This is a genomic window from Thermotoga caldifontis AZM44c09 (assembly GCF_000828655.1).
GTDB classification, from domain to species: Bacteria; Thermotogota; Thermotogae; order Thermotogales; family DSM-5069; genus Pseudothermotoga_A; species Pseudothermotoga_A caldifontis.
In genome coordinates, this window is the sequence record NZ_AP014509.1 from 1,682,319 (window position 1) to 1,706,835 (window position 24,517).

The following is a 24,517-nucleotide window of genomic DNA, read 5'->3' on the forward strand; positions in this document are numbered from 1 at the left end:
TCGACCCTCCTCAAAGTTCCTTCAGTGCCAGATGGAGTTCGTTGATACCGTCCAGAATTTCCTCAGGCGTTATCAGTACACCTCCGACCTTGGTTACGAGCTTGACCTTCAGGTTCTTCTTCGTCAGGCTGAGCACTTCCTTGGCGTACTGACCGAGGTTCATCTCGGCGAACAACACCGCCTCGACACGACCGAGCAATTCCTTGAGCCTCGTGGCAGGCACGGGCCATATGCTTATGGGTCTGAACAGGCCAACTTTCACCTTGCTGTTTCTCGCGATCTTCACCGCCCTGATCGCACTCCTTGCCACGGACCCGTACGCAACCACCAGAATTTCTGCGTCGTCCGTCATGTACTCGTCGTACATGGCGATCTCGTCGGCGTGCAACCTGATCTTGTTCGATAGCCTCCTCACAAGCTTGTCGCTCACTTCGAAGCTGGACTGCGGAAAACCGGATTCATCGTGAACCAACCCCGAAACGTGGAACCGGGCCTTTCCCATTTCAACCAGCGGTACTGGGGTTGGCTCGCCAAAGTCTTTTTCGACGAATGGAGTGTATATTTCCTCTTCTTCGAGCTGTTCCTCCTGGAGTCTCGGCACAATGGTGATTTCTTTCTCGTCTGGTAGCTCAAAAGTTTCGCGCATGTGTCCCAGCACCTCGTCCATCAGAAAGATCACCGGTGTTCTGTACTTTTCGGCGTAGTTGAAAGCCGTTATGATCAAGCGGTACGTTTCTCCGACGCTCCACGGATAAAGAGCTATGATTTCATGATCACCGTGTGTACCCCAGCGCGCCTGCATGATGTCTCCCTGCGCCGGTTGAGTGGGAAGACCTGTGGATGGACCTCCACGCATCACGTTCACGAAGACGCACGGTGTCTCGGTCATCACGGCATAGCCTATAGCTTCCTGCATCAGGCTGAAGCCAGGCCCACTCGTGGCCGTCATGGATTTAACACCTGCAAGAGAAGCACCGATGATCGCCGCCGCGCTGGCTATTTCATCTTCCATCTGTATGAAAACACCTCCAACCTTTGGAAGCTCCCGCGCCATGACCTCGGCGATCTCGGAAGAAGGAGTGATTGGATAGCCAGCGTAGAAACGACAACCTGCCCTTATGGCACCCAAAGCACACGCTTCGTTTCCCTGCATCAACACTCGTTCAGCCATTTTCAACACTCCCCTGGACTGCCTCAAGTTGTTTGACTGCTATTGCGAAATCAGGACAGAGGTTTTCACACATCAGACAGCCTATACACTTACTACGGTCCGCGACAACTGGCTTGAGCAGTTCGTCCTTGGAAAGGGCACCAGTTGGACAGAACGCGTAACAGATCCCACACCTCTTGCACCATTCGTAGTTTATGTATATATCGTACTGCTTTTTCACAGCACACGCCTCCTCACTTGAGCAACGTCAAAAAGACACCTGCGGCAACCGCCGAGCTGATCACTCCCGCCACGTTCGGACTCATCGCGTGCATGAGTATGAAGTTCGTCGGATCAACTTCGCTCGCGAGCTTCTGCGCCACCCTCGCGGAGTTTGGGACCGCAGACACGCCTGCCGCACCGATCAGCGGATTGATCTTCTCCTTCAAGAAGAGATTCATGAACTTGGCGAACAGGATGCCGCCCGCGAGTGAGCAGACAAAAGCGAAGGCTCCGAGACCGAATATTTTCAGACTCTCCGGTTTGAGGAACACGTCCGCACGTGCGGAAGCTCCAACGCACACCATGAGTATGATCGTCACGGTGTCGAGTATGAACCTGCTCGCGGCCTCCACGAGCCTTTTGACGTTCCCAACTTCTCTCAGAAGGTTACCGAGCATCAACATGCCCACAAGCGGTAACGACTGAGGCACCAAGGCGGCCGAAACGATCGTGACCAGAATGGGGAACATGATCCTTTCGAGCTTTGAAACTTTTCTCGGTGGTCCCATCCTGATCATCCGTTCCTTCTTCGTGGTCAACAATTTGGAGACCGGAGGTTGCAAAATGGGGATCAACGCTATGTAAGAATACGCGGCTATGGCCACTGCTGAGAGTATTTCCGGAGAAAAACGGCTCGCGACATAGATCGTGGTGGGACCGTCCGCACCTCCGATCACACCTATGGTCGCAGCCTGTTTCAACGTGAAACCCATCGCCCGTGCGAGCATGAAGGTGGTGAATATTCCTATCTGTGCCGCCCCTCCGAGGAAGATCGTTATAGGGTAAGAGAGCATGAAAGAGAAATCGGTGAGGGCACCTATCCCTAAGAATATTAACGGAGGATAGATACCCTTGATCACACCGTAACTCAGATACCACAGAAGGCCACCCTCATCCAGAATCTGGGTGAGCTGGGGTGGAATGTTTCCGAGTACTATGCCGAAAGCTATCGGTACCAGTAGCAAAGGCTCGGCATCCTTTTTCACAGCAACGTAGAGCAGAGCGGCAGCCACGCCGAACATTATGAGGTTTCCAACCGTGAAATGTGAAAAAGCCGTTTGTTGCAACATCTGCAGAATACCTTGTATCATCACACAGACCTCCTAAGCTCGACCGTTTCATTCCATCATTGGATACCTTAAGCCTTTCTTCTTTGCCGTTTCCAAGGCGATATCGTAACCCGCGTCGAGATGCCTTATGACCCCAATGCCCGAATCGTTAGTGAGCACTCTCTCGAGCTTCTGGCGCGCCAGATCAGTGCCATCGGCAACGATGACCATACCCGCATGGATAGAATAACCTATCCCAACTCCACCACCGTGGTGAACACTCACCCAAGTTGCGCCGCTGGCGGTGTTGAGCAAGGCGTTCAGGATGGGCCAATCGGCGATCGCATCGCTGCCATCTTTCATCGCTTCCGTCTCCCTGTAAGGCGACGCCACAGAACCTGTATCGTGGTGGTCTCTACCTATCACGATGGGGGCCTTGAGTTCTCCCTTCCTCACCATCTCGTTCATGGCGAGTCCCATGAGCGTCCTCTGACCCTGACCGAGCCAGCATATCCTTGCCGGAAGTCCCTGCCACTTGACTTTCTTCTCGGCCATCTCTATCCACTTACGCAGGTGTTCGTCTTCCGGGAACAGCTCAAGAACCTTTCTGTCGGTCGCATAGATATCCTGAGGATCGCCGGAAAGGGCAACCCACCTGAAAGGACCGCTACCCTGCGCAAAGAGATCTCTTATGTACTCGGGAACATAGCCCGGTATTTCGAAGGCATCTTTGACGCCGTGTTCGTAAGCGAGTCTTCTGATGTTGTTCCCATATTCGAAAACCTTTGCACCCTGCCTCTTCATCTCCAAGATTGCGTTCACGTGTTCGACCACAGATTCATAGACTCTCTTCAGGTACTCCTGCGGATCCTTCCTTCTCAACTCCGCGGCCTCTTCGACACTCAAACCCTTGGGGATGTAACCGTTCAGCGGATCGTGTGCCGCCGTCTGGTCTGTCACGACGTCTGGGATGATCCCCATCTTCACGAGTTTTGGATGAACCTCGGCCGCGTTCGCGAGCAACGCGACGGAGAGCGGTTTACCAGCCCTGATCGCCTCTTTAACGAGTCTCAAAGCTTCGTCGAGATCGTCCGTCCAGGTATCGAGGTATCCGGTGTTCAATCTTCTATCTATCATTCTCTTGTCAACCTCAACTGCGAGCACAACACCATCGTTCATGGTAACGGCCAATGGCTGCGCGCCACCCATCTCGCCGAGTCCTGCCGTCAAAACGAACCTTCCTCTCAGCGTTCCGTTAAAGTATTTTTTGGCCACCGCATAAAAAGTTTCGTAGGTGCCCTGCAGTATTCCCTGCGTTCCGATGTAGATCCAACTGCCGGCCGTCATCTGCCCGTACATTATCAGACCGCGCTCTTCGAGTTCTCTGAAATATTCCCACGTGGCCCATTTCGGCACCAGGAGTGAGTTGGCTATCAGAACCCTGGGTGCCCACTCGTGCGTTTTGAAAACCGCCACCGGTTTTCCACTCTGAACCAGCAACGTTTCATCGTTCTCGAGCTTCTTCAAAGTTTCCACTATTTTGTAGAAACATTCCCAGTTGCGCGCGGCCTTTCCCGTTCCGCCGTAAACGATCAGATTCGCTGGATCCTTCGCCACTTCCGGGTCTAAGTTGTTCATCAGCATACGCATGGCTGCCTCTGTTTGCCAGCTCTTACACGTCAAGGTTGTGCCCCTCGGTGCTCTGATGACGATCCCTTTTGAAATGGTCTCCATCTTTGTCAACCTCCTTCACTTTGGTATTGTATCATTTAGGTTGATGCAGTCCAAAACAGAGGTGAGCGTGGATGAAACCATCGCTGGTGAGCCACGAGGAAGTGGTGGAAAGGATTTCCCGTAAGTTAATCGAGGCGAACAACACCTTACGGCAAGAGATCTTGCAACAACTTCTGTCCTACGATGGCCCTTTCTCCGACGTGCTGCGTCGAAACGCTGAAGTGGCAAAGAGCAAAGATCTTCCACTCTGCCAGGACACTGGCTTCGTCGAATTCTTCATCTTCACACCTCCGAACGTGGTTTTTGAAAAACCGATTCAAGAGATCTGTGACGAGGCTGTTTTCAAGGCTTACTCTTCTAAGCCCTATCGCTTTTCCATCGTGAGCGATCCACTTTACCAGCGCAAAAACACCCAAACCAATACTCCCTCGATCTGTCACATATTTCACTGGAACCAAGAAAAAGTACAGATAAGATTCCTGATCAAAGGCGGAGGCAGTGAGAATTTGACAACGCTCTTCATGCTTTCTCCCACCAGTACTGAGGAAGAATTCATCGACAAGTTGATCGCCCACGTGTGCTTGCACGGTTCGAAGAGTTGCCCTCCTTTGAGGATAGGTGTCGGCATCGGCGGTAGTGCGGATAAGGCTCTGTTACTTTCAAAACTTGCACTCACATACGCTTTTGATGAAGAGATCCCCTATCCGCGCTACGTTGAACTCGAGGAAAAGGCCTTGAAAAAACTCAACGAGTTGAAAATAGGATTTCAAGGTCTCGGAATTGGATCAACCGCTTTCTCAGTACGGATTTTGCACTTTCCGGTTCACATAGCGAATCTTCCTGTTGCTGTCTCGTTCGATTGCTATCTTTCAAGAATGGGAGTGGTGGAATTTGAACCTGTTAGAATTGAAAGTTGGTGAACGTATCGAATACACGGGTGCCATGATCGTGATGAGGGACGCCGCTCAAAGGAGGATCCAAAAGTTACTCAAAGAAGGTTCAAGTTTACCTGTGGATTTACAGGGAACGATCGTTTTCTACGCAGGGCCGACGAGAGTCGTCGATGGGAGGTTCGCCATAGGCCCCACCACGAGTGAGCGAATGGACAAGTATTTGAAAATGCTCTTTGAACTCGGGGTGATGGCCACGGTGGGAAAAGGAAAAAGGAGTGACATGGCAAAGGAGCTTTGCAGAGAATACCGAAGAATTTACTTCGTCGCACCGAGTGGTGCGGCGGCTGCACTCGCAGAACACGTTGAAAGTATAAAATTGCTGGCTTTCGAAGACCTTGGCACCGAGGCGATGTACGAGATCTGGGTGAAGAACTTTCCACTGATAGTCGCCATCGACAGCGCTGGAAACGATATCTTTATCTTTTCACAAACTCTTCCGAATGGAGGTAGGAACGCATGAAACTCGTGTGGGCAACAGTTGCTGCAGTCGGTGCGGTTTCGACGGTGCTGGCCTTTCCATTTTCAAAACTCGTCACAGTTTGCTGCATTGTACTTCTGGCGCTGGGCTTACTCTCACCACGCGGAAAGAAACAGGGAATCGTTGAACATGGAGAAAAAGGTGAAAAACTCTTCGAAGAGATATTCTTGTCGGCGAACATGCTGAAAGAAGACGCGCAGGAACTGAGCGAAGTTTCCAACCAGGCTCAAACCATGTCGGTGGATCTGTCTGAACAATCGAAAAAGATATCCCAGCTGATCCAATCCCTTACGGCAGCACTGGAGGAGACTTCTTCAAGCACGAGCGAGATCGCCAGGACCGCAAGGGTCGTTGGAGACGATGCGAGGAAAATGCGCAGCGATTTCGTTCAACTCGAGCTCGCAGTGAACGAGATACACGATGCGTTGATGAGGCTTTCACGAGATAACGTTCAGGCATCTCGTAGAGTCGATCAACTCCTCTCGTCGATGAAGAATCTCAGAGAAAGGACCGAAGCCATAGTACAGGCTGTTCAGCTCATCAGGAACATTGCAGACCAGACGAACCTCCTCGCCCTCAATGCTGCCATAGAGGCGGCACGCGCAGGCGAACATGGTCGTGGTTTTGCAGTGGTGGCAGAAGAGGTTAGAAAGCTCGCGGAACAGTCCAAGAGTTTTGCCGATTCAATTGTCGAAAACGTTCACGACGTCGAACAGGCAGTTGTGCAGTCCCTGAAAGAAAACGAGGATGTCGCTAAGATCATCAAAGAAACGGCCCAGTCCAGCCAAATCTTTGCCGAAAGGTTGGGAAGTTTCAAAAACCAGGCGAGCAGTTTCGCAAAAATACTCGAAGAAATGGTCCAGTCCATAGAGAGTCAGGTGAATTCCACCAGGGAGATCGAGCTCGCGGTGAACAGCAACACGAACACCGCATCACAGTTGATGGAATTTGGTGCGGAAATGGAGAAGAATGCCGTCTCTCTTGAGAAAGTTGCCTCACAGCTCGCAGAGAAATCTCAAATCTTAAGGTTGAGATCTCTCAAGCTCAGAGGTCTGGCCGGTGCGAGGGTATGGATCATGGACAGGATAAAAGAACTTTCGGAACTGTTTGCGAGACCAGAGTGTCAGAATCTCGACTGGCGTTCTTTCGAACCTGTGGCGAAACGCTTCCTCGAGGAGAAAGGCGGTATATACGAAGCTGCGTTCATAGCAGATAGCGATGGCAACTTCATCACAACCACAGGTGCAACAGGTACGATAAAAGACAGGAATTACTTTCGCCGTTTGAAAAGCAGCAACTTGGACTGGACGATCTCCGATCCAATTCGATCTCGCGCTACCGGGAACATGGTACTCACAATCGCGTTCGCGATCCGTGAAAACGGAAAGTTCAAGGGTGTCGCCGGGGTCAACCTGAACGTCTCCAAGCTGGAAGAACAGATAAAACTCTCGTGATTTAACCGCAGAAGTGGCACCTGCAAAAGTGACCTGGTGAAACCTCGACGAGATCCGGCTCCACACTTTTACAGATTTCAACTGCCCGAATGCAGCGTGTGTGGTAGACACAACCGGATGGAGGGTTCGCCGGGTTCGGTATTTCACCCTTCGGGATCGATCTGATGCGTCTACCGGTACCGAAAGAGGGAATCGAATCGAGTAAGGCCCTGGTGTAGGGGTGCGAAGCTCTTTCGAAGATATCCTCTTTCGAGCCCATTTCCATGATCTTTCCGAGATACATCACCGCAACGTGTGTCGCCATGTGGTCGACGACAGCCAGATTGTGCGTGATGAACATGTAGGTCAGATTGAACTTCTCCCTGAGCTCTTTCAGAAGCGTGAGTACCCTCGCCTGAACAGAAACGTCCAAAGCGGACGTGGGCTCATCCAGAACCAGGAACTCCGGCCTCAGAACCAAAGCCCTCGCGATGGCGATCCTCTGCCTCTGTCCGCCCGAAAACTCGTGAGGGTATCTGAACATATGCTCTTCTCTCATACCGACTAACTCCAACATCTCCTTTATGCGAATATAGATCTCATCAGCCCGCATCCTGAAATGGATCTTCAAACCCTCGCCGATGATGTCCTTGACAAGCTTGCGCGGGTGCAGGGAGTTGTAAGGATCCTGCTGAACGATCTGCATACGACGTCTGTAGTCGAGAAAATCCTTCTTATCGAGGTGTGTTATGTCACGACCGTCGTAAATGATCCTTCCTGAGGTTGGCTCGATAAGTTTTATGACGGTCCTTCCAAGGGTACTCTTACCGGAACCGGACTCACCGACCACTGCAAATATCGAACCTCTCTCGATTTCAAAAGAAACATCGTTCACAGCCTTCACGTAGATCGGTTTTGAAAAGATGGATTTTCGAATCTCAAAATACTTTTTCAGTCCCTCAACTTTGAGCAGCACTGCCATCTCGATCCCCCGCAGCGTAAAGGTGGCACGCAACAAAGTGGTCCTTGCTCACCTCGATCAAATCGGGGAGCTCGACCTTACACTTATCGAACGCCTTCTGACATCTCGGATGAAAACGACATCCACTCGGTGGATCGACCAGATCCGGAACCACACCTGGAATTCCTTTAAGCTCTTTCCTCTGACCTACCAGAGGTATGGAATCGATCAAACCCATCGTGTACGGATGAAGCGGCTGAGCAAACACCTCTTCACTGCTCGCCACCTCGACAACGTTTCCCGCGTACATCACGGCCACCCTGTCGCAGAATTCGGAAGCCACAGCCAGATCGTGGGTGATGAAAATGACGGCGTTCCTGCCCGCCCGAACAAGGTTGTCGAGCAACTCGAGTATCTGAGCCTGGATCGTCACGTCCAGTGCCGAGGTTGGTTCATCCGCTATGAGCAGTTTCGGTTTCACAGCCAACGCCATGGCTATCATGACTCTCTGCGCCATCCCACCGCTCAACTCGTGAGCGTAAAGGTTCATCGTTCTTTTCCAGTCCAGTCCCACCATGGTGAGCGCTTCTGGGACAAATTGATAAGCATCCTTGATCGGTATGTTCTGACTGTGAGCGATCGCCTCAGCGATCTGAAACCCCACCTTGAACACTGGGTTCAGTGCCGAAATGGGCTCTTGGAAGATCATCGATACCGACTTTCCTCTGATCCTTTCCATCTCTTCTTCCGGCAATTTCAACAGGTCCTGGCCGAGGAACTCAACCTTCCCTTCGACAATTTCCCCTGGTGGTTCTATCAACCTCATGATCGCCAAGGCTGTCACAGACTTTCCACAGCCAGTTTCACCAACCACCGCGAGCCTTTCTTCCTCGTTGAGCCACAGTTTGACACCGTTGAGCGCCTTTATCACACCGCGATAGGTGTAGAAGACCACGCGCAATTTCTCAACGTTCAGCAAGGATCCTCGCACCTTCGATCACCTTCGCAGTCTCGGATCGAGAATGTCCCTGATACCATCACCCAGCAGGTTGAATCCGAGAACCACCACTGCTATGAAGAGACCTGGAAAGGTGGAGATCCACCAGTGGTTTATCAGATAACTTCGTCCATCGCTCACTATGGCACCCCACTCGGGTGTTGGAGGTTGCGCACCGAGTCCGAGGAAACCTAAGCCAGCCGCAGTCAGAATGATCGTTCCCATCCTCATGGTCAGTTGCACCAGAACTGGTGAGACACACATGGGGAGCACGTGAAGCACCAAAATTCTCAGATCACTTGCCCCCACAGCCTTGGCCGCCTCTATGAACGGCTGGGACTTCACTCGCATGGCCTCAGCCCTCGCCAGCCTCGCTATGACGGTCCATTCGACGAGAGAGATGGCGATGATGGCGTTTGTCAAACCTCTTCCCAGCACCGCAGAGAGTGCCATGGCGAGTATCAACCTTGGAAAAGCAAGGAAGATGTCCGTTATTCGCATGAGGATCTCATCGATCCAGCCACCGAAGTATCCCGCAACGATACCTATTGCCGTGCCGATCGTTCCACTGATCACCGTCACGAGGAATATGATCCACACCTCAACCCTCGCTCCGTAGAGTACCCTGCTCAGTATGTCCCTGCCGAACTGGTCCGTACCGAAAAGGAATTGCTTGCTCGGAGGTTTCAACCTGTTGACAAGATCGACCTTTATCGGATCGTAAGGCGCAAGAAGCGGTGCCAGGAGGGCCATCAGGAGAAAACCAGCGACGATGAACGTACCAACCATGGCGAGTTTTGTCCTTCGCCAGAGATAGAACGTATGCTTCCAGTCTTCAATCACTGGTTTCCAGCGGGATATCGTGCTTTTTTCAACCTGGGTGCTGTCCAACTTGACCACCTCTCAGATCCTCATCCTCGGATCGAGCACGGCGTAGATGATGTCCACCACGAGGTTCACGAGCGAGTAAATAACCGCGACGAAGAGTGTTCCTCCCATGATGGCAGGATAATCGAGCACCAGAAGTGCGTTGACAATGTATCTACCCAAGCCAGGCCAGCTGAAAATCGTCTCCGTCAAAACCGCTCCCTCGAGCAAGCCACCAAAAGTGAGTCCGATGATCGTCACGATCGGTATCAATGCGTTCCTCAAAGCGTGCCTGTATATAACCAAACGCCTGCCTATGCCTTTCGCTTTTGCCGTTCTTATGAAGTCCTGTCGCAGAACATCGAGCATACTCGCCCTCGTGATCCTTGCGATGGAAGCGGTCGACGAATATCCCAGAACGATCGTCGGCAAAACGAGGTGTGCCAGTGCATCCTTCAGAGCCTCCATATTCCAGGAAAGGAGAGAATCCAGCACCAACAAACCTGTGTATTTCGTGGGAGGTGTGGTGAAGAGGCTGAGTCTTCCCCCACCGGGCAACCAGCCGAGGCGGAAATAGAAGAGTAGCAACAACAAAAGGCCTGTCCAAAAGACAGGCATCGAAACACCGAGGATTGAAAACACGCGTGAGAAATGATCTATGAACCTGTTCCTGTAGACGGCCGAGAATATTCCCAGCAGGATACCCAAAACGATCGAAAATAACGTTGCGGATATCGCCAGTTCGAGTGTCGCTGGAAAAAACTCTGCGATGTCCTTAACCACGGGTCTGTTGGTTTTCAAAGATTTACCGAGGTCACCTTTCACCAGACCAGACATGTAGTCGAAAAATTGATTGATCAAAGGTTTGTCCAGACCGAGCCGCCTTCTCAGATCTTCCACCAACTCAACCGGTGCGTTCCCACCCAGAATGGCTCCAACAGGGTCCGCGGGAATGACTTTGGAGATCACGAACACTAAGACCGAAACCCCAAAAAGTACAAGCAACATCAAAAACAATCTCTTAGCTATGAAAGTTGCGAGCTTCATGCAGTTGAAGGAGCCTCCTCAGAAACAAGGATTGAGAGCAAAGCGGCCAGCAAAAGCTGGCCGCCTGTTTCACTTCTTGCTTATCTTGGTGAAATCGAAGACCAACGTGTAACCCTCGCAGGCTTTTTCGAACCCAACCACGTCGTTGCTGACAGCCCAGAAACCTACCGGTTGGTAGAGCATCACGAACGGACTCTTGTAGATCCAGTATTCCTGCAATTCTTTGTAGAGCTGGGCACGCTTTTCAGGATCCTGCTCAATTCCTGCCTTCTCCGCGAGGTCTGCCGCGTAATCATCGTACCACATGTTTCTCCAAGCAAGTTGCTTGACCCTGTAATTCGCAAACGGTTTCGCCAGCGCGTCGGGATCCGGATAGTCTATACCCCAACCTGCTATGATCATCTGATGACCCTGCTGACGGTATTTTTGATACATCTCACCCGAAGGCATCAACACTATGTTCGCTTTGATACCTATGTCTGCCAGATTGGCCTGAACAACCACAGCTTCGTTCCTTCTTATTTCCGTGGTACTCGTTATGAGTTCAACCTCGAACCCATTTGGATAGCCCGCTTCCGCCAATAACCGTTTTGCTTTCTCGATATCGCGCTTGAACGGGTTGAGTTCGATGTAGCCAAAATAACCTATGGGCATGAAATTCTGGTTCAGCACCGCAAAGCCCCTCATGACGGAGTTAATGATCGCGTCATAATCGATCGCGTACTTGATCGCCAAGCGCACCCGCTCATCTTTGAATGGCCCCCAGCCAACGTTCATAGCGATGTACTCGTTGCTCTGTTCTGGTGTCGTGACCAGTCTGATGTTCGATGGTTTTGCTTCTCTGAGCTGCGCGGCCTGCTCTGTTGTGATGTTCCAGGCCACATCGACGTCACCTTTTTGAACCAGCAAGAACTGCGTGGTTTCTTCAGGCACATCGCGTATGATGATCTTCTTCAAAGGTGGTTGGCCACGCCAGTAGTACGGATTGGCCTCCATGGTGATGACCTCTCGACGCTTCCATTCAGTTACCACGTAAGGACCTGCTCCTGCTCCGATCGATTTGTTCGTCAAGTAGGCTTCACCAAGGTCTCCGTTCACTTCGTTGGCGAGCACGAGTTTCTTGTTCACGATACCTCCCCAAGGTGGAGCGATGATGGACAGAACTATGTTCGGCGCGAGAGGCTTCGTTTTCAGAACAACCGTGTGATCGTTTTCGGCGTATATCGTCTCCTCCATGTTCTGGGCATTCAGTCCGAGTTCTTCGAAGAGCCACGCGGGTGATTTCCTGATCTTCAACACCCTTCTGAACGAGAACACAACGTCTTCTGCAGTGAGGGGATCACCGTTCGAGAACTTCAAACCTTTCCTCAAATAGAACTTCCACACCGTACCGTCCGGAGAAACCTCCCAGCGTTCGGCGAGCTCAGGAACGGGTGTTAAAACGCCGTTGACAGGTTCGATCTTGGTCAGCCCAGAATAAGCGGCGGTGACCACGGCGGCGGCGAAGGTTTCGTAACATACAGCAGGATCGAGCGTGATGAATATCTCAGTGTTGGCGGCGATGACGAGCGTGTCTTTCGGGGTCTTCGCAAACGCGACTAATAGCAGAAGCGTTGCCAGCAAAAGCACCGCTGCTTTTCTCACAATCAATCCCCCCTCATGTTGGTTTGGTTAAACTATACCACATTCATCCGTTCTGTTCAAGACAGTTCTCAGAGAGCGGGAGCGAAAGAATCAGTTCAGGTTATAATGGTTCTGGGAGGTTGGATCTTGCAAAGGATCAGGATCACGCATGTAATACTGCTCATCAATGTGGGGATCACAATTTTAATGATGATCGCGAGGCTTGGTTACTTTCGAAACGAGGCCTACCTTTTGTTGAAATTCGGGGCACAGTACGGTCCACTGGTGGCGAGCGGTGAGTGGTACAGAACGGTCACAGCCATCTTCGTACATGGAGGGATACTGCACCTTCTTTTCAACTCTTACGCGCTGTTCTACTTCGGTAGCGTGGTGGAAGCCATTTACGGACCGGAAAAATTCATCGTTTCATACCTTTTAACAGGGCTTGTTGGCAACATCGCGACACACCTGCTTTATTACAGATCCGTTTCGGTGGGTGCCAGTGGAGCGATATTCGGTCTGGTCGGCATGCTCTTCATCCTCGGTTTCAAACGGGAAGCCCGCTTCTATGCAGGTGCTGTGACTGGCTATGCCCTGCTACCCATGATAATCTTCAACATCGTGTACGGTTTCCTGCCGGGCAGTAACATCAACAACGCGGCGCACCTCGGGGGATTCTTCAGCGGTGTTCTGCTCGGTTATCTGATCAAACCTATACCGTCGATTTACAGCCGCACAAGATCCGCTTTCCTCGCTTGGAGAGCTGCCTCGATCGCTTTGGGGATCCTCGTTTTGTACAGTTTCATGATGCTCGTTTTCCGATCATCCGTATGAACTCAAAGTTCTTCGATCAACTTCAGCAACGCCCTTGCTGCGAGCATCGTTCCTTCCTTTTCATAACCTTCGACGCCAAGCATGGTCCTGATTTCACCGACTTTGACACCCGTTTCGAACATCTTTCTCAGATAATACTCGGCGAGTTTATGGTGCTCTTTCTGCCTCTGCACGGCGCCAAAAGGATTTGCAAAGTACGAAGTCACCAAGCCGCTCTCAGAGGTGGTTCCCTTGCTCATGCGTTTACCTTCTGAGAAGACCCTCAAGGCTTCGTCGACACTGTTAAAGAAAACGATCCTGTCCTCGTCTCTGTTGACTTCGGTGTAGTTGTTCGCGTAGAAGAAGAAGTCGATGTGCGTGGGTGTTATCACTTCACTGTAATTGTTGAAAGGTACTATGACGCGGGCGTTGATCTGATCGGGGTTCATGAAGATACTCCTGTCCATCGTCGAATAAGCGTATCCAGGTGGCAGGTCATCGAGCCTGACGAAGGCGCCCGTTTCTGTACCGTACGCAACCACATGGCCGTCCATGATGGCGAGGCTACCCATGTCGTCGATGATCGTATCCACCTGAGCCACTTCTTCGAGCCTGCTCAGGGCATCGAGCGTCTCACTCTTCCCTGCACCGCTGTCACCTACGAACATCGCAACAGCCATCTTACCGTTCTTCAGAATGATGCGAGCCATCGAACCATGAATGGGCAGTCTTCCCTGATCGATCCTGATCAGATTGTGTATCGTGAGCGTGGTCTTCTTCATGTAACCGAAATAGTCGTTTTCATCGATCGCCGGAATGATTCCCACGTACAGCTTCCCATCTTTGAAGATCACGCCGTTTTTCCAGCGTTCGTTGAAGTTCGGGATCATCTTTGGATCCAGCCCGAAGATCAGCATTCCATCGGGTTCCCGTTTCTTCAAATCCTTGGGAGTGGCGAGTTCAAACAGGTTCGCCAGGCCGGCACCGTGCGCGAGGTAATCAACGTGAACTATGTTGTAAAAGAGCAGATCACCCACGAAGATGGGAAACCTGAACCACTCCTTGGGGTTCAGCTCCACCTTGTCGAGAATCGGTTCTTCTACGACCGGCAACACACCTTTCCTCTTGTTCGATTTCGTGTAGAAAATCACAGGAGGATCAAACACAGCACCCCAGACCGTTGGAATTTTCTTGATCCAGGGTAATCTGTCGAACTTTTCTTCTTCGAGTTCTTCCACGAGAAAGGCTACCTGTGCCCCACTGGGGAGCTGCCTCATCACCGTGGGGAACGAGTTGGAGATGTTCATCATCAACTCTCGATACAGATTCTTGATCACAGCTTTGAACTGATCGCTTATCTGTGTAACTGTGTATTCTATACTCGCCCTTCTGATGTGATCGTCGGAGTATTTCTCGTAGCGCACGATGAACCTGTGCTTGGATCGCCAGAACGAATAGAACGCTTCGACGAACCGCTCGAGGTCCCTGGGGTTGACGTAATAGATGATGTTCGTGAGTTCCTTCACATTCCTCATCGTCAACAAATGCAGATATTCAATGAACCTTCGAAGATCGTAATCTCCGTCGAGCTTGAATGCATTCAGCGCGTTCAAGAGGGGACTACGTTTCTCTCTGAGGATGTCTATGAACTCCTTCAACAGGAGTTCGAACTTTTGTTGCCCCATTATCTGACTGTAATTCGTGTAGATGACAGAACCGTCTATGATGACGCTGCGACTCAACGCGAACACCTCTCTGGAGCATTTTATACCGCCCATTCCTTTCAGTGAAAAAAAGGCTTCCTAACGAAGCAGTTACGTGGCGTTTCTGAGGAGAAAACGAAGAGGCCGGGTTTCAAACCAGACGACCGGAGGGGAGCAATAGCCCCAGAACTTTCGTGAAAAGGAACCAAATGATCGTTACCACGAGGAGCGAATAAGCACTACCGGTTAAGAAATCCACGGGTTTGACTTTTTCCCTCAAAAGTAAGTACGTGAGCAGCGATACACCAACGCTGGGGACGAAGAAACCGAACAGATCGAGCATGACTATGTAAACGATGAAACCGACCAAATAGATCATGATCCTTCTCAGACCACCCGGTGCGAATTCCAAGCGCGTCGCTTGCTTTTTCTTCCACACTTTGACCAAACTTGATACCACCCACATACTCGAGATCGCGATGACCATGGCGGAGAAAAACTTTGGAAAGAAATCCCCACCGAGCGAACCACCAAATCTCAGAACTCTGATCTTGTAAGATTCGAAAAGGAAAACCAGACCGGTCACGAAAAAGCAGATCGAACTCACGAGCTCAGCCATCGTAACTCACCCTCCGTGAAAACGGGGGGGACAGTGCCCCCCATTCCGATCTCACTTGAGAACTTCAGCAGCCTTCTTGTAAACTTCTTCCTGACTCTTCCAGAAATCTTCCAGATCTTTACCAGTCTTGAAGAACACGGTTGCATACGCCATTTCCGCGAGTTTTGCCTTGAACTCTGCATCGTTCACGATCTTTTCCATGATCTTGTTGAATTCCTCAACGATCCATTTGGGCGTGTTCGGTGGGAAGAAGAACGTGTTCGTCATCGGGAAGACCAGGTCTGGATAACCCAGTTCTGCGGCCGAAGGAACATCCGGTATGAATGGATCTCTCTCAACGTCGTGAACGACGAGCGGTTTGATCTGCCCGGACTTTATGTACGAAACGGCAGAAACGAGTGCCAGTGGCACGATGTCCACGTGGTTACCAAGCAAGGCAACGATCCTCTGTGAGTCACCACCTTCGTTGGGGACAACACGCCAACAACCTCTTGCTGCAACCTCGACCGGTGCGTACTCAAGGTACGCTATACCACCCGCACCGGTACCATAGACGTACTTTCGTGGGTTCGCCTTGGCGTCTTCGATCGCGTCCTTCAAATTCTTCCAGGGCATGTCCGCTCTCGTTGCCGTTATCCTCGAGGTCTTGGTAACAACACATGCGGGTGTGAAATCGTACCAGTTGATGTCTGCAACGCCAAGGTAGTAGTTACCTAGCATCGCCTGGTGGTACCACAGCACCGTGTAACCATCTGGCTTGGTTCCCTTGACTTGTCTCGCTGCTACAGCACCTTCGGCACCAACGACGTTGGTTACAACCATTTCCTGGCCCGTGTACTTCTTCCAGAACTCGGCTACCAACCTCGCCATGATGTCGCTCGCTCCACCTGGAGAGTAGGGAACCACAACTGTGACGGGCCTTGCTGGGTAACGCTCGGTTTCGGCGAACAAAACCACACAGAGTGTCACGAACACTAAAGTGAGAAACAGCTTTCTCATGAACACACCTCCTTTACGCTCTTTCTCTTCTGGCACCCTTCCTGTTGATGTAGATTCCAACCAGGAACAGAACTACGGCTCCGATGAAAAGCGTCAGGGATATGGGTCTCGTGAACAAAGGCATCATGCTTCCATCTGAAAACGCCAGACCCTGTCTCAGATTCTTTTCCACGATCGGTCCGAGAACGAACGCTGTGATGAGCGGTACAAGCGGGAAATCGATCTTTCTCAAAAGATAACCGATGAATCCGAAGAACAAACTTATCCATATGTCAAACACCCTGTTGTAGAGTCCGAACGCCCCTATGACCATCGACAGAGCGACGATGGGTAGCAGGTAGTACGATCTGATACTGAGCGTGTAGATGAAAAACCTCATCAGCAGAATTCCAAGCAGAACCATCATCAGATTGCCGATGATCTGGGCGGCGAAAATTGTGTAAGCGTATTCGGGCTTGTCTCTGAACAGCAGAGGGCCAGGAAACAAACCGTGTATCATGAAGCCACCTATCATCATCGCTGTGACGGAATCACCTGGTATACCGAGTGCGAGCAGGGGAACCAGTGCGCCGGCTATCGTCGCATTGTTCGCAACCTCGGAGGCAATCACACCTTCAGGATTTCCTTTACCGAACTCTTCGGGATGCTTCGAGCCACTCCTTGCCAAACCGTAAGCAACAACGCTCGATGTGGCTCCACCCACACCGGGAAAAACCCCTATCACAAAACCTATAATGAGGGATCTAACGTAGTTCACAGGTTGTGAGAATATCAACCGAACGGCTTCGGCAACAGCCTTGAATCCCATCTTCGCCTTCCTTGCCTCTGGGGGTACGACGTTTTGATACCTTTTTTCTATCGCGACGAATATCTCAGAGATTCCGAACAGACCAACCAGCAGCGGTAGAATGTCTATGCCCGCAACCAGATCCGGAACGTTGAACGTGAGCCTCTTGACTCCCGTCAGCATGTCTGAACCCATCGTCGCCAGTAGCAAGCCGAGAACAACACTGAGACCGCTCTTTATGATGCTGCCTCCCATCATTCCTATGCAACCTGCGAACGCGAGCAGACCGAGCGCGAAGTATTCGAACGGTCCAAACTTCAACGCCAGCTGTGCCAGGCCATAGGTCGCAACTATCATGAGAAAGACTGCCACAAGACCACCGAAGAAAGAACTCATCAAACCCAGCGCGAGTGCCAAAGAAGCTTTTCCTTTTTGAGCCATGGGATAGGCATCAAAGGTCGTGGCTATGGAGGAGGGGGTACCTGGCATGTTCAGAAGCGCCGCGGATATGAATCCACCCGATATGGCACCAATGTAAATGCTGGAAAGGAGTATCAACCCCGAAAAGGGACTCATTCCGTACGTGAGTGGTATCGCGAGTGCAACACCCATGGTGGCTGTCAAACCCGGGATACAACCAAAGATCAAGCCCCAGATGGTACCAACAAATATGAGAAAGAGGTTGAACGGCAGAAGACTGATCCTCATGCCCACGGTGAAAGTTTGTACCAGTGCTTCCACGAATTCTTCCCTCCGATTCAGCGAGTGTTGAGAAGTCCAGCAACTGAATACTGTGATTATTTTACACTTTCACACTCCCGCAGTCAAAGGCCTGCTTTCGCTACTTTTAACCGAAAACGGAATCTTTTCATAACTGTGAGTCCGAAATGGCGAATAACTCTCCTGTACACCTTTTCTCTTCTTGTTTTTCAGATTTTCTTGCAGATTTCCTTTCTGGTAAAATGTCTCTTGGTAGCGTTACAGTGTACCCTGGAGGTGATCCGATTGCTCACTTACATCATCAGAAGGTTGCTCCTGTTGCCGCTGATACTCTTTGGGTTGTCGCTGATCATTTTTGGAATGATCCAGAGCCTTGGTCCAGACAGACTGCTGGCAGCCTATGTTAATCCTGGCGTGCTGGACAAGCTGACACCTGTACAACTTGAAAAGATAAAACAGAAATACGGGCTGAACGATCCGATGATGATTCGCTACATCAAATGGCTCAAGAACACCCTCCAAGGGGATCTCGGCTGGTCCTTGGTTGGCAAACAGCCTGTGAAGGACGCGATACTGAGCAGACTTCCGTGGACAGTGGAACTGGCCCTTTATTCGATCGTTCCGGTCGTCTTCGTTGGAGTATGGCTCGGCGTGATAGCGGCTGTCAACCGAGACAAGTTTCTGGATCATTTTGTGAGGATTTTCGCCGTCGTTGGATGGAGCTTTCCGGATTTTGTTTTTGGACTCATCGTACTCATGATCTTTTACAGCGTGCTTGGCTGGTTTCCACCAGGTAATCTCAGCTTCTGGGCAGACCAAGTTGTGAAATCTCCCGAATTCAGGCGGTTCACCTCGCTCGTCACTATAGATGCGCTCCTCAACGGTAGGTTCGATGTCTTCGTCGATGCGCTTCGTCATCTTGTGGCTCCCATCTTGACGCTGTCTTGGCTGTGGTGGGCATACCTGTTGAGGATCACACGTTCGAGCATGCTCGAAGTCCTGACGAAGGAGTACATAAGAACAGCGCGAGCCAAGGGATTGGCAGAACGTGTGGTGATAAACAAACACGCACGAAGAAATGCGATGATACCTGTGATCACAGTGGGTGGAGGTATGGTCATACAACTGTTCGCGGGTACGGTCATAGTTGAAATGGTCTTCAACAGGACCGGTATGGGTAGTTTCACGGCGACGGCTGCGACGCAGCTCGATTACGCTTCGATCATGGCCTCAGCGCTCTTCTACTCCCTGATACTGGTCATAGGGAACCTCGTTATAGACATACTGTACGCCACTGTGGACCCACGCGTCAGGCTTGGTTGAGGGGGAAAGAATATGAGAGTCGAGACCAAAAGGATGCTGAGGAGGATTTTGAGAAATCCATCAGCCGTGCTCGGATTTGCACTGCTGATTTTCTTCACGTTGGTCGCCGTATTTGCACCACTCATATGTCCTCCACAGTCTTACGATCCGTACATGATACCGATCGTGACGTGGGACAAAACACCGCAACCCCCAACGAAAGGTCACCCGTTCGGAATCATAGATGGTCGTGACATCTTCTATGGTGTTGTGTGGGGAACAAGAACCGCGTTCAAAGTTGGTCTGGTGGTGACGCTCACATCGACTCTGGTGGGACTGGTCATAGGATCGATCGCCGGTTATTTCGGAGGTTGGATCGATGAAGTTCTGATGAGAATCACGGATGTCTTCTTGTCCATCCCTTACATACTGGCTGCGATCGTCCTGACGGCGTTCCTGGGTATGGGACTCGATAAAGTCATGATCTCGCTCATAATTTTCGGCTGGATGGGTACGGCGAGGCTCATCAGAGCGAACATACTTCAGGCAAGAGAAGAACAGTACGTGCTCACCGCCAGGGCCCTCGGAGTGAGCGACTTCTTTGTTATAACGAAACACATACTTCCCAACACTATATTCCCTGTGCTCATACAGGCCACTATGAGAATAGGCTCTCTGGTAATAACCGCTGCAGCACTCAGCTTCCTTGGCCTTGGGGCACCGGTCGGTTACGCAGATTGGGGAGCGCTGTTGAACTTTGCGCGAAACTGGATGCTTGGAGCTTCGGGTGAGGCTTTGAAGTACTGGTACGCCATCGTGTATCCAGGCACAGCGATGGTCCTGTTCGTGCTCGCGTGGAACCTCGTTGGTGATGCTCTCAGAGACGCGTTCGACCCACGCTTGAGAGGGTGAGCGAGATGGAGAGAAAACCGATTCTGAGTGTCAAAGGATTGAAGACTTACTTCTACACGGAAGATGGCATAGTGAAAGCGGTGGACGGGGTCGATTTCGACGTGTATCAGGGAGAAACGCTCGGGATAGTCGGGGAATCTGGATGTGGAAAGAGCGTAACGGCACTGTCCATTCTGAGAATACTCGACGAGAAAGGAAAAATCGTCGATGGGCAAGTCCTGCTCGACGGAGTCGATTTGACCAAGATAGACGAACAGGAAATGAGAAGAATCAGAGGAAAAGACATAGCCATCATCTTTCAAGAACCCATGGTGGCTCTGAACCCTGTGTTCACCATCGGTGAACAGATCATGGAAGCGATCATGCTCCATCAGAGACTCGATGAGAAAAATGCAAGAGCCATGGCCATAGATCTGCTGAGAAAGGTGGGTATACCAGAACCGGAAAAGAGGGTGGATCAGTACCCGCACGAACTCTCTGGAGGCATGAGGCAGCGTGCGATGATAGCGATGGCGCTGTCCTGCAAACCAAAAGTTCTGATTGCGGATGAACCAACTACGGCACTCGACGTCACGATCCAAGCTCAGATCATGGAGCTCATGAAACAACTTCAAAAAGAATACGGAATGGCGATCATGTTGATCACGCACGATCTGGGACTCATTGCGGAAAACGCTGACAGAGTTGTGGTCATGTACGCTGGGAAGGTGGTCGAATACGCCGATGTCAGAACACTATTCAACGACCCGAAACATCCGTACACGTGGGGATTGTTGCACGCTATCCCGAGACTGGACATAGAACAGACGCGTCTGTACAACATTCCAGGTGTGGTTCCAGATCCCTTGCACTTTCCGCCCGGGTGTAAATTTCATCCACGATGTGAATTCAGAGAAGAAAGATGCACAAGGGAAGAACCAGAACTCGTGGAAGTCGGAGAGAACCACACGGTGAGGTGCTTCTTCTGGCAAAAGGTGGTCGAAGCAAAAATGAAGAAGGTTGGTGAGTTCGTATGAGCACGATCCTCAAGGTGGAAAACCTGGTGAAGTACTTCCCCATAAGGGCTGGCGTTTTCAAACGCATCGTGGGTTGGGTCAAGGCCGTGGATGGGGTATCCTTCGAGATCAACGAAGGTGAAACCGTTGGGCTGGTCGGAGAATCCGGCTGTGGAAAAACAACGATCGGCATGGTTCTGCTGAGACTGTACGAGCCGACCTCGGGTAGGATCATCATCGGCGATGAGGATACGACATATTTCTTCATGCCATTGCTGCGTGCCCGATCCTACATAAAAAAGACCTATGTGGATAGGTTCAAAGCGCTGTTGAAGGAATTCGGTTCGAAAGATGCTGTAATAAAGTCACTCGATGGTGTGGACAGAACCTACGCCCAGCTTTTTTTCGACGAAGCGAAATCTTCGACCGCCAAATTCTATTCTCTGTTGCTCAGCGATATCGACGAAAAACGCAAGCAGTTCAGAAAGAACGTTCAGATAGTCTTCCAGGATCCCTACAGCTCGCTCAATCCAAGGCTTCGGATAAAGTCGATCGTTGGGGAGGGCCCAGCAGTTCACAAGCTTGTCAGAAACGAGAAAGAACTCGTGAACAAAGTGCGTTCTGTTCTCGAGGACGTTGGCATAAGTGGCGATTACATGTACCGATTTCCACACGAATTCTCCGGTGGCCAAAGACAGAGGATCGGTATCGCCAGAGCTCTCGCACTTTCTCCGAAACTCGTAATCGCCGATGAAGCAGTTTCGGCTCTGGACGTTTCGATAAGATCGCAGATCATCAACTTGATGAAAGACCTTCAGCATGAGCACAAGCTGACGTACCTGTTCATCTCGCACGATCTTGCCGTGATAAAGTACGTGAGCGACAGGATCATCGTCATGTACCTCGGAAAGATCGTTGAAATGGCTTCGAAGAAGGATTTGTTCGACAATCCACTGCATCCGTACACGAAAGCACTCATGAGCGCCATTCCGATACCCAATCCCAACATCAAGAAAGAGAGAATCATCCTGAAAGGCGACGTGCCAAGTCCCGTCAATCCCCCGTCCGGTTGCAGGTTCCACACGCGCTGTTACATAGCCCAGCAGATCTGCTCGGAACAGGAACCCGAGCTGAGAGAGATCACCCCGGGCCACTGGGTCGCCTGTCACTTTGCAAAATAAAAAACCCGGGCGCAGTGCCCGGGTTTTCAATTCCTCCTCTCACTCTTCCTTCCAGAGCGAGTAGTAATCTGCGGCGCCTGGCATCATCGGGTTGTAGTACCAACCTTTGACCCAGCTTCTTCTCACGTTCAAGCTCTGAGGTTCGTAGAGAGCCACACCGAGCACATGGTTGATTGCAAACTGCTGCACCTTCCTGTAGATTTCAGTTCTGACCTTTGGATCCGTTTCGATTGCAGCCTGCTCGATCAGTTCGTTACAGCTCTTTCCGCCGAGTTCTGGCGTGGGTGTTGATACGAACTTCTTGAAGTTTTCGCCCTGGGCAAAACCGTAGGTTCCAGCCGAGTGATAGTAGGTCTGTATGAAGTTGTGGGGATCTGGATAATCCGCAAGCCAGCCTATGATGAACGCTGGCAGATAGCCTTGCTTGTAAGACGTCAGGTAAGTCGGCCACTGCTCACCGCGCACCTCGATCTTGAACTTCGGGTTGATCATTTCAACGTAAGTCTTGATCATCTCGGCAACCGTTCTTCTCGCCTCGTTACCCGTGTTGTACAGCAGGGTGAGCTTGAATCCTTTCTTCCACACCTCACCGTTCCACGCCTTCTTGAACTCCTCAGTCGCTTTAGCGATGCTGAACTCAAACTTCGGCAGGTTTGGATCGTAACCCAGCAAACTGCTCGGCAGGTCGGCGGGCACCCTGCTACCAAGACCACGGAGAACGTCCTTGATCACGGCGTCGTAGTTTATAACGTAGGCGAACGCCCTTCTGACGTGTTCGTCGCTGAAGAAGTCTGGTGGTATTCCGTTGCCATCCAGTTTTCCAGAGCCGATGTACTTGCTATCAGGTTTCACGTTCCAGTTGAAGTGCAAGGATGTGATGCTTATGACTGGGAGTCCTTTCGTTATGACAACACCAGGCATGTTTTCAACCTGAGGCAGATACTGTGCGGGCACAGCGACGAAGTCAGCGTCACCTTTCTCAAGCATCGCCCTTCTTGTGGACCATTCTTCGATCGTTTGAATGACAACCCTCTTGATCTTGGCGGGACCTCTCCAGTAACCATCGAACTTTTCCAGAACGACCCTCATCTGTGCTCTATCCCACTCTACGAGCTTGAATGGACCTGTTCCCATAGCTTTTGCGTAGAGCGGTGACTCTTCTTTTGGAAGGTCCCAGTATTTCCACCAGGTGTCCGGTTTACCGTCCCAGCAGCCCTGCTCGATCGCCCACTGTTTGTTCAAGATCATGCTCCACGTTGAATAACCGCAGAGGATGGACAAAAATGGTCCAAATGGTCTTGAGAGCTTGAACACCACACTGTCACCATCGACTTCGATCGCTGGATCGATGTAATCGGTGTAAACCTTGATCAACGCTTCGCGATATTCCGGAAGGGGCTCCTTCGTTGCAGGATCGAGTATTTCGCTGAGTGGTTTACCCACGATTTTCTCGACAAACTCATCCAGCGAGTAAACCTCAAACAATGCCTCCCAGAGCATCCACATCGGTCCACCGGCTGGATCGAAGAGTAGGCCACGCTCGAAGCTGTATTCTACGTCCTCAGGGGTCAAGATTGCACCGTTGTGGAACTTGACACCCTTCCTGATCGGAAACACGTACGTTTTTCCACCGTCTTTGATGAGCCCGTTCTCAAGACTTGGAACAGCTGTGGCAAGCCTTGGCTCCATTTCTATGACGCTGGAACCGACGTACGCGATCAGACACTCATAGATCTGCGTCAGTACTTCTCCACTCGCGGTGTCGTACGCATAGTGTGGATCGAGTGTGTCAGGTTCACCGATCGTGAGCGTAATGATGGTGTCCGGGTTCTTGACTTCTGCGAAGATCAGTGCCGCGACGGCCAGGAACAGTACCAGCAAGAACTTTCTCATTCCTTCACACCCCCCAAGA

22 protein-coding genes and 1 pseudogene are annotated in these 24,517 nt (G+C 51.1%); 9 read left to right on the forward strand and 14 right to left on the reverse strand.

Translation table 11 applies throughout. The features are described from left to right. Nucleotides 1–10: 10 nt before the first annotated feature. From TSP01S_RS08350 to hutU, 4 genes are read right to left on the reverse strand one after another with little or no spacing between them, the layout of a single operon-like run. On the reverse strand, nucleotides 11–1,171 hold the full coding sequence (locus TSP01S_RS08350; RefSeq protein WP_041077707.1) for a 2-oxoacid:acceptor oxidoreductase subunit alpha: 1,161 nt from the start codon (nucleotides 1,169–1,171) through the stop codon (nucleotides 11–13). Then, nucleotides 1,164–1,391, reverse strand: a complete 228-nt coding sequence (locus TSP01S_RS08355; RefSeq protein ID WP_041077709.1) for a 4Fe-4S dicluster domain-containing protein — start codon at nucleotides 1,389–1,391, stop codon at nucleotides 1,164–1,166. The genes TSP01S_RS08350 and TSP01S_RS08355 overlap by 8 nt, the downstream gene beginning before the upstream one ends. 13 nt (nucleotides 1,392–1,404) lie before the next feature. Beyond that, on the reverse strand, nucleotides 1,405–2,523 hold the full coding sequence (locus tag TSP01S_RS08360; protein ID WP_041078676.1) for a sodium ion-translocating decarboxylase subunit beta: 1,119 nt from the start codon (nucleotides 2,521–2,523) through the stop codon (nucleotides 1,405–1,407). A 27-nt stretch (nucleotides 2,524–2,550) separates the two neighbouring features. After that, nucleotides 2,551–4,215, reverse strand: a complete 1,665-nt coding sequence (gene hutU / locus TSP01S_RS08365) for a urocanate hydratase (protein WP_041077711.1) — start codon at nucleotides 4,213–4,215, stop codon at nucleotides 2,551–2,553. A gap of 71 nt (nucleotides 4,216–4,286) precedes the next feature. On the opposite strand from hutU, the gene TSP01S_RS08370 reads away from it, so the two are divergent. The 4 genes and pseudogenes from TSP01S_RS08370 (at nucleotide 4,287) to TSP01S_RS10440 (ending at nucleotide 7,100) form a co-directional block, all read left to right on the forward strand. Further along, nucleotides 4,287–5,135 (forward strand): fumarate hydratase, encoded by an 849-nt coding sequence (locus TSP01S_RS08370; protein WP_231848555.1) that lies wholly within the window; start codon nucleotides 4,287–4,289, stop codon nucleotides 5,133–5,135. Continuing rightward, entirely contained in the window at nucleotides 5,107–5,628 is a 522-nt protein-coding gene (locus TSP01S_RS08375) for a FumA C-terminus/TtdB family hydratase beta subunit (protein WP_052463566.1), read from the forward strand. Before TSP01S_RS08370 ends, TSP01S_RS08375 begins: the two co-directional genes overlap by 29 nt. Before the next feature lie 446 nt (nucleotides 5,629–6,074). Next, nucleotides 6,075–6,557 (forward strand): annotated as a pseudogene (locus tag TSP01S_RS10435) (methyl-accepting chemotaxis protein); the annotation flags it as partial. Between the two features lie 165 nt (nucleotides 6,558–6,722). Then, nucleotides 6,723–7,100 carry a PDC sensor domain-containing protein gene (locus tag TSP01S_RS10440; RefSeq protein ID WP_408033238.1) on the forward strand — a complete coding sequence of 126 codons (378 nt, stop codon included), beginning with the start codon at nucleotides 6,723–6,725 and terminating at the stop codon, nucleotides 7,098–7,100. 1 nt (nucleotide 7,101) lies between these two features. On the opposite strand, the gene TSP01S_RS08385 is transcribed toward TSP01S_RS10440, so the two are convergent. From TSP01S_RS08385 to TSP01S_RS08405, 5 genes are all read right to left on the reverse strand, one after another. Further along, complete coding sequence (locus TSP01S_RS08385; RefSeq protein WP_041077714.1) at nucleotides 7,102–8,061, reverse strand: ABC transporter ATP-binding protein; 960 nt, start codon at nucleotides 8,059–8,061, stop codon at nucleotides 7,102–7,104. Beyond that, complete coding sequence (locus TSP01S_RS08390; protein ID WP_041077715.1) at nucleotides 8,039–9,031, reverse strand: ABC transporter ATP-binding protein; 993 nt, start codon at nucleotides 9,029–9,031, stop codon at nucleotides 8,039–8,041. Before TSP01S_RS08390 ends, TSP01S_RS08385 begins: the two co-directional genes overlap by 23 nt. Before the next feature lie 6 nt (nucleotides 9,032–9,037). Beyond that, nucleotides 9,038–9,937: a nickel transporter permease gene (nikC, locus tag TSP01S_RS08395; RefSeq protein WP_082021684.1), complete on the reverse strand. Its 900-nt coding sequence runs from the start codon at nucleotides 9,935–9,937 to the stop codon at nucleotides 9,038–9,040. Nucleotides 9,938–9,940: 3 nt separating this feature from the next. Further along, entirely contained in the window at nucleotides 9,941–10,951 is a 1,011-nt protein-coding gene (locus TSP01S_RS08400) for an ABC transporter permease (protein ID WP_041077719.1), read from the reverse strand. Nucleotides 10,952–11,020: 69 nt separating this feature from the next. Beyond that, on the reverse strand, nucleotides 11,021–12,595 hold the full coding sequence (locus TSP01S_RS08405) for an ABC transporter substrate-binding protein (RefSeq protein ID WP_041077720.1): 1,575 nt from the start codon (nucleotides 12,593–12,595) through the stop codon (nucleotides 11,021–11,023). Nucleotides 12,596–12,721: 126 nt separating this feature from the next. Here TSP01S_RS08405 and TSP01S_RS08410 point away from each other — a divergent pair, with 126 nt between their 5' ends. After that, nucleotides 12,722–13,408, forward strand: coding sequence for a rhomboid family intramembrane serine protease (locus TSP01S_RS08410; RefSeq protein WP_231848556.1), 687 nt, complete (start codon nucleotides 12,722–12,724; stop codon nucleotides 13,406–13,408). A gap of 2 nt (nucleotides 13,409–13,410) precedes the next feature. Here the strand turns inward: TSP01S_RS08410 and TSP01S_RS08415 are convergent, their stop codons facing one another. From TSP01S_RS08415 to TSP01S_RS08430, 4 genes are all read right to left on the reverse strand, one after another. Further along, nucleotides 13,411–15,129, reverse strand: a complete 1,719-nt coding sequence (locus TSP01S_RS08415; RefSeq protein ID WP_041077724.1) for a hypothetical protein — start codon at nucleotides 15,127–15,129, stop codon at nucleotides 13,411–13,413. Between the two features lie 112 nt (nucleotides 15,130–15,241). Then, nucleotides 15,242–15,709, reverse strand: coding sequence for a tripartite tricarboxylate transporter TctB family protein (locus tag TSP01S_RS08420; RefSeq protein ID WP_041077725.1), 468 nt, complete (start codon nucleotides 15,707–15,709; stop codon nucleotides 15,242–15,244). Between the two features lie 51 nt (nucleotides 15,710–15,760). Continuing rightward, entirely contained in the window at nucleotides 15,761–16,708 is a 948-nt protein-coding gene (locus TSP01S_RS08425; RefSeq protein WP_041077727.1) for a tripartite tricarboxylate transporter substrate binding protein, read from the reverse strand. Between the two features lie 13 nt (nucleotides 16,709–16,721). Continuing rightward, nucleotides 16,722–18,236 carry a tripartite tricarboxylate transporter permease gene (locus TSP01S_RS08430; RefSeq protein WP_052463567.1) on the reverse strand — a complete coding sequence of 505 codons (1,515 nt, stop codon included), beginning with the start codon at nucleotides 18,234–18,236 and terminating at the stop codon, nucleotides 16,722–16,724. 264 nt (nucleotides 18,237–18,500) lie between these two features. Between TSP01S_RS08430 and TSP01S_RS08435 the strand changes: the two genes are divergently transcribed. Genes TSP01S_RS08435 through TSP01S_RS08450 form a run of 4 tightly spaced genes read left to right on the forward strand, consistent with a single transcriptional unit; the run spans nucleotide 18,501 to nucleotide 22,605 of the window. Then, entirely contained in the window at nucleotides 18,501–19,538 is a 1,038-nt protein-coding gene (locus TSP01S_RS08435; protein ID WP_041077728.1) for an ABC transporter permease, read from the forward strand. A 12-nt stretch (nucleotides 19,539–19,550) separates the two neighbouring features. Then, nucleotides 19,551–20,429 (forward strand): ABC transporter permease, encoded by an 879-nt coding sequence (locus tag TSP01S_RS08440; protein ID WP_041077729.1) that lies wholly within the window; start codon nucleotides 19,551–19,553, stop codon nucleotides 20,427–20,429. 5 nt (nucleotides 20,430–20,434) lie between these two features. Further along, nucleotides 20,435–21,445 (forward strand): ABC transporter ATP-binding protein, encoded by a 1,011-nt coding sequence (locus TSP01S_RS08445; protein WP_041077731.1) that lies wholly within the window; start codon nucleotides 20,435–20,437, stop codon nucleotides 21,443–21,445. Continuing rightward, a complete protein-coding gene (locus TSP01S_RS08450) occupies nucleotides 21,442–22,605 on the forward strand; it encodes an ABC transporter ATP-binding protein (protein ID WP_041077733.1) in 1,164 nt (387 codons plus the stop codon). Before TSP01S_RS08445 ends, TSP01S_RS08450 begins: the two co-directional genes overlap by 4 nt. 39 nt (nucleotides 22,606–22,644) lie before the next feature. On the opposite strand, the gene TSP01S_RS08455 is transcribed toward TSP01S_RS08450, so the two are convergent. Further along, the gene (locus TSP01S_RS08455; RefSeq protein WP_041077735.1) at nucleotides 22,645–24,498 is read right to left on the reverse strand and encodes an ABC transporter substrate-binding protein; all 1,854 of its coding nucleotides are present in this window, start codon (nucleotides 24,496–24,498) and stop codon (nucleotides 22,645–22,647) included. Nucleotides 24,499–24,517: the final 19 nt, after the last annotated feature.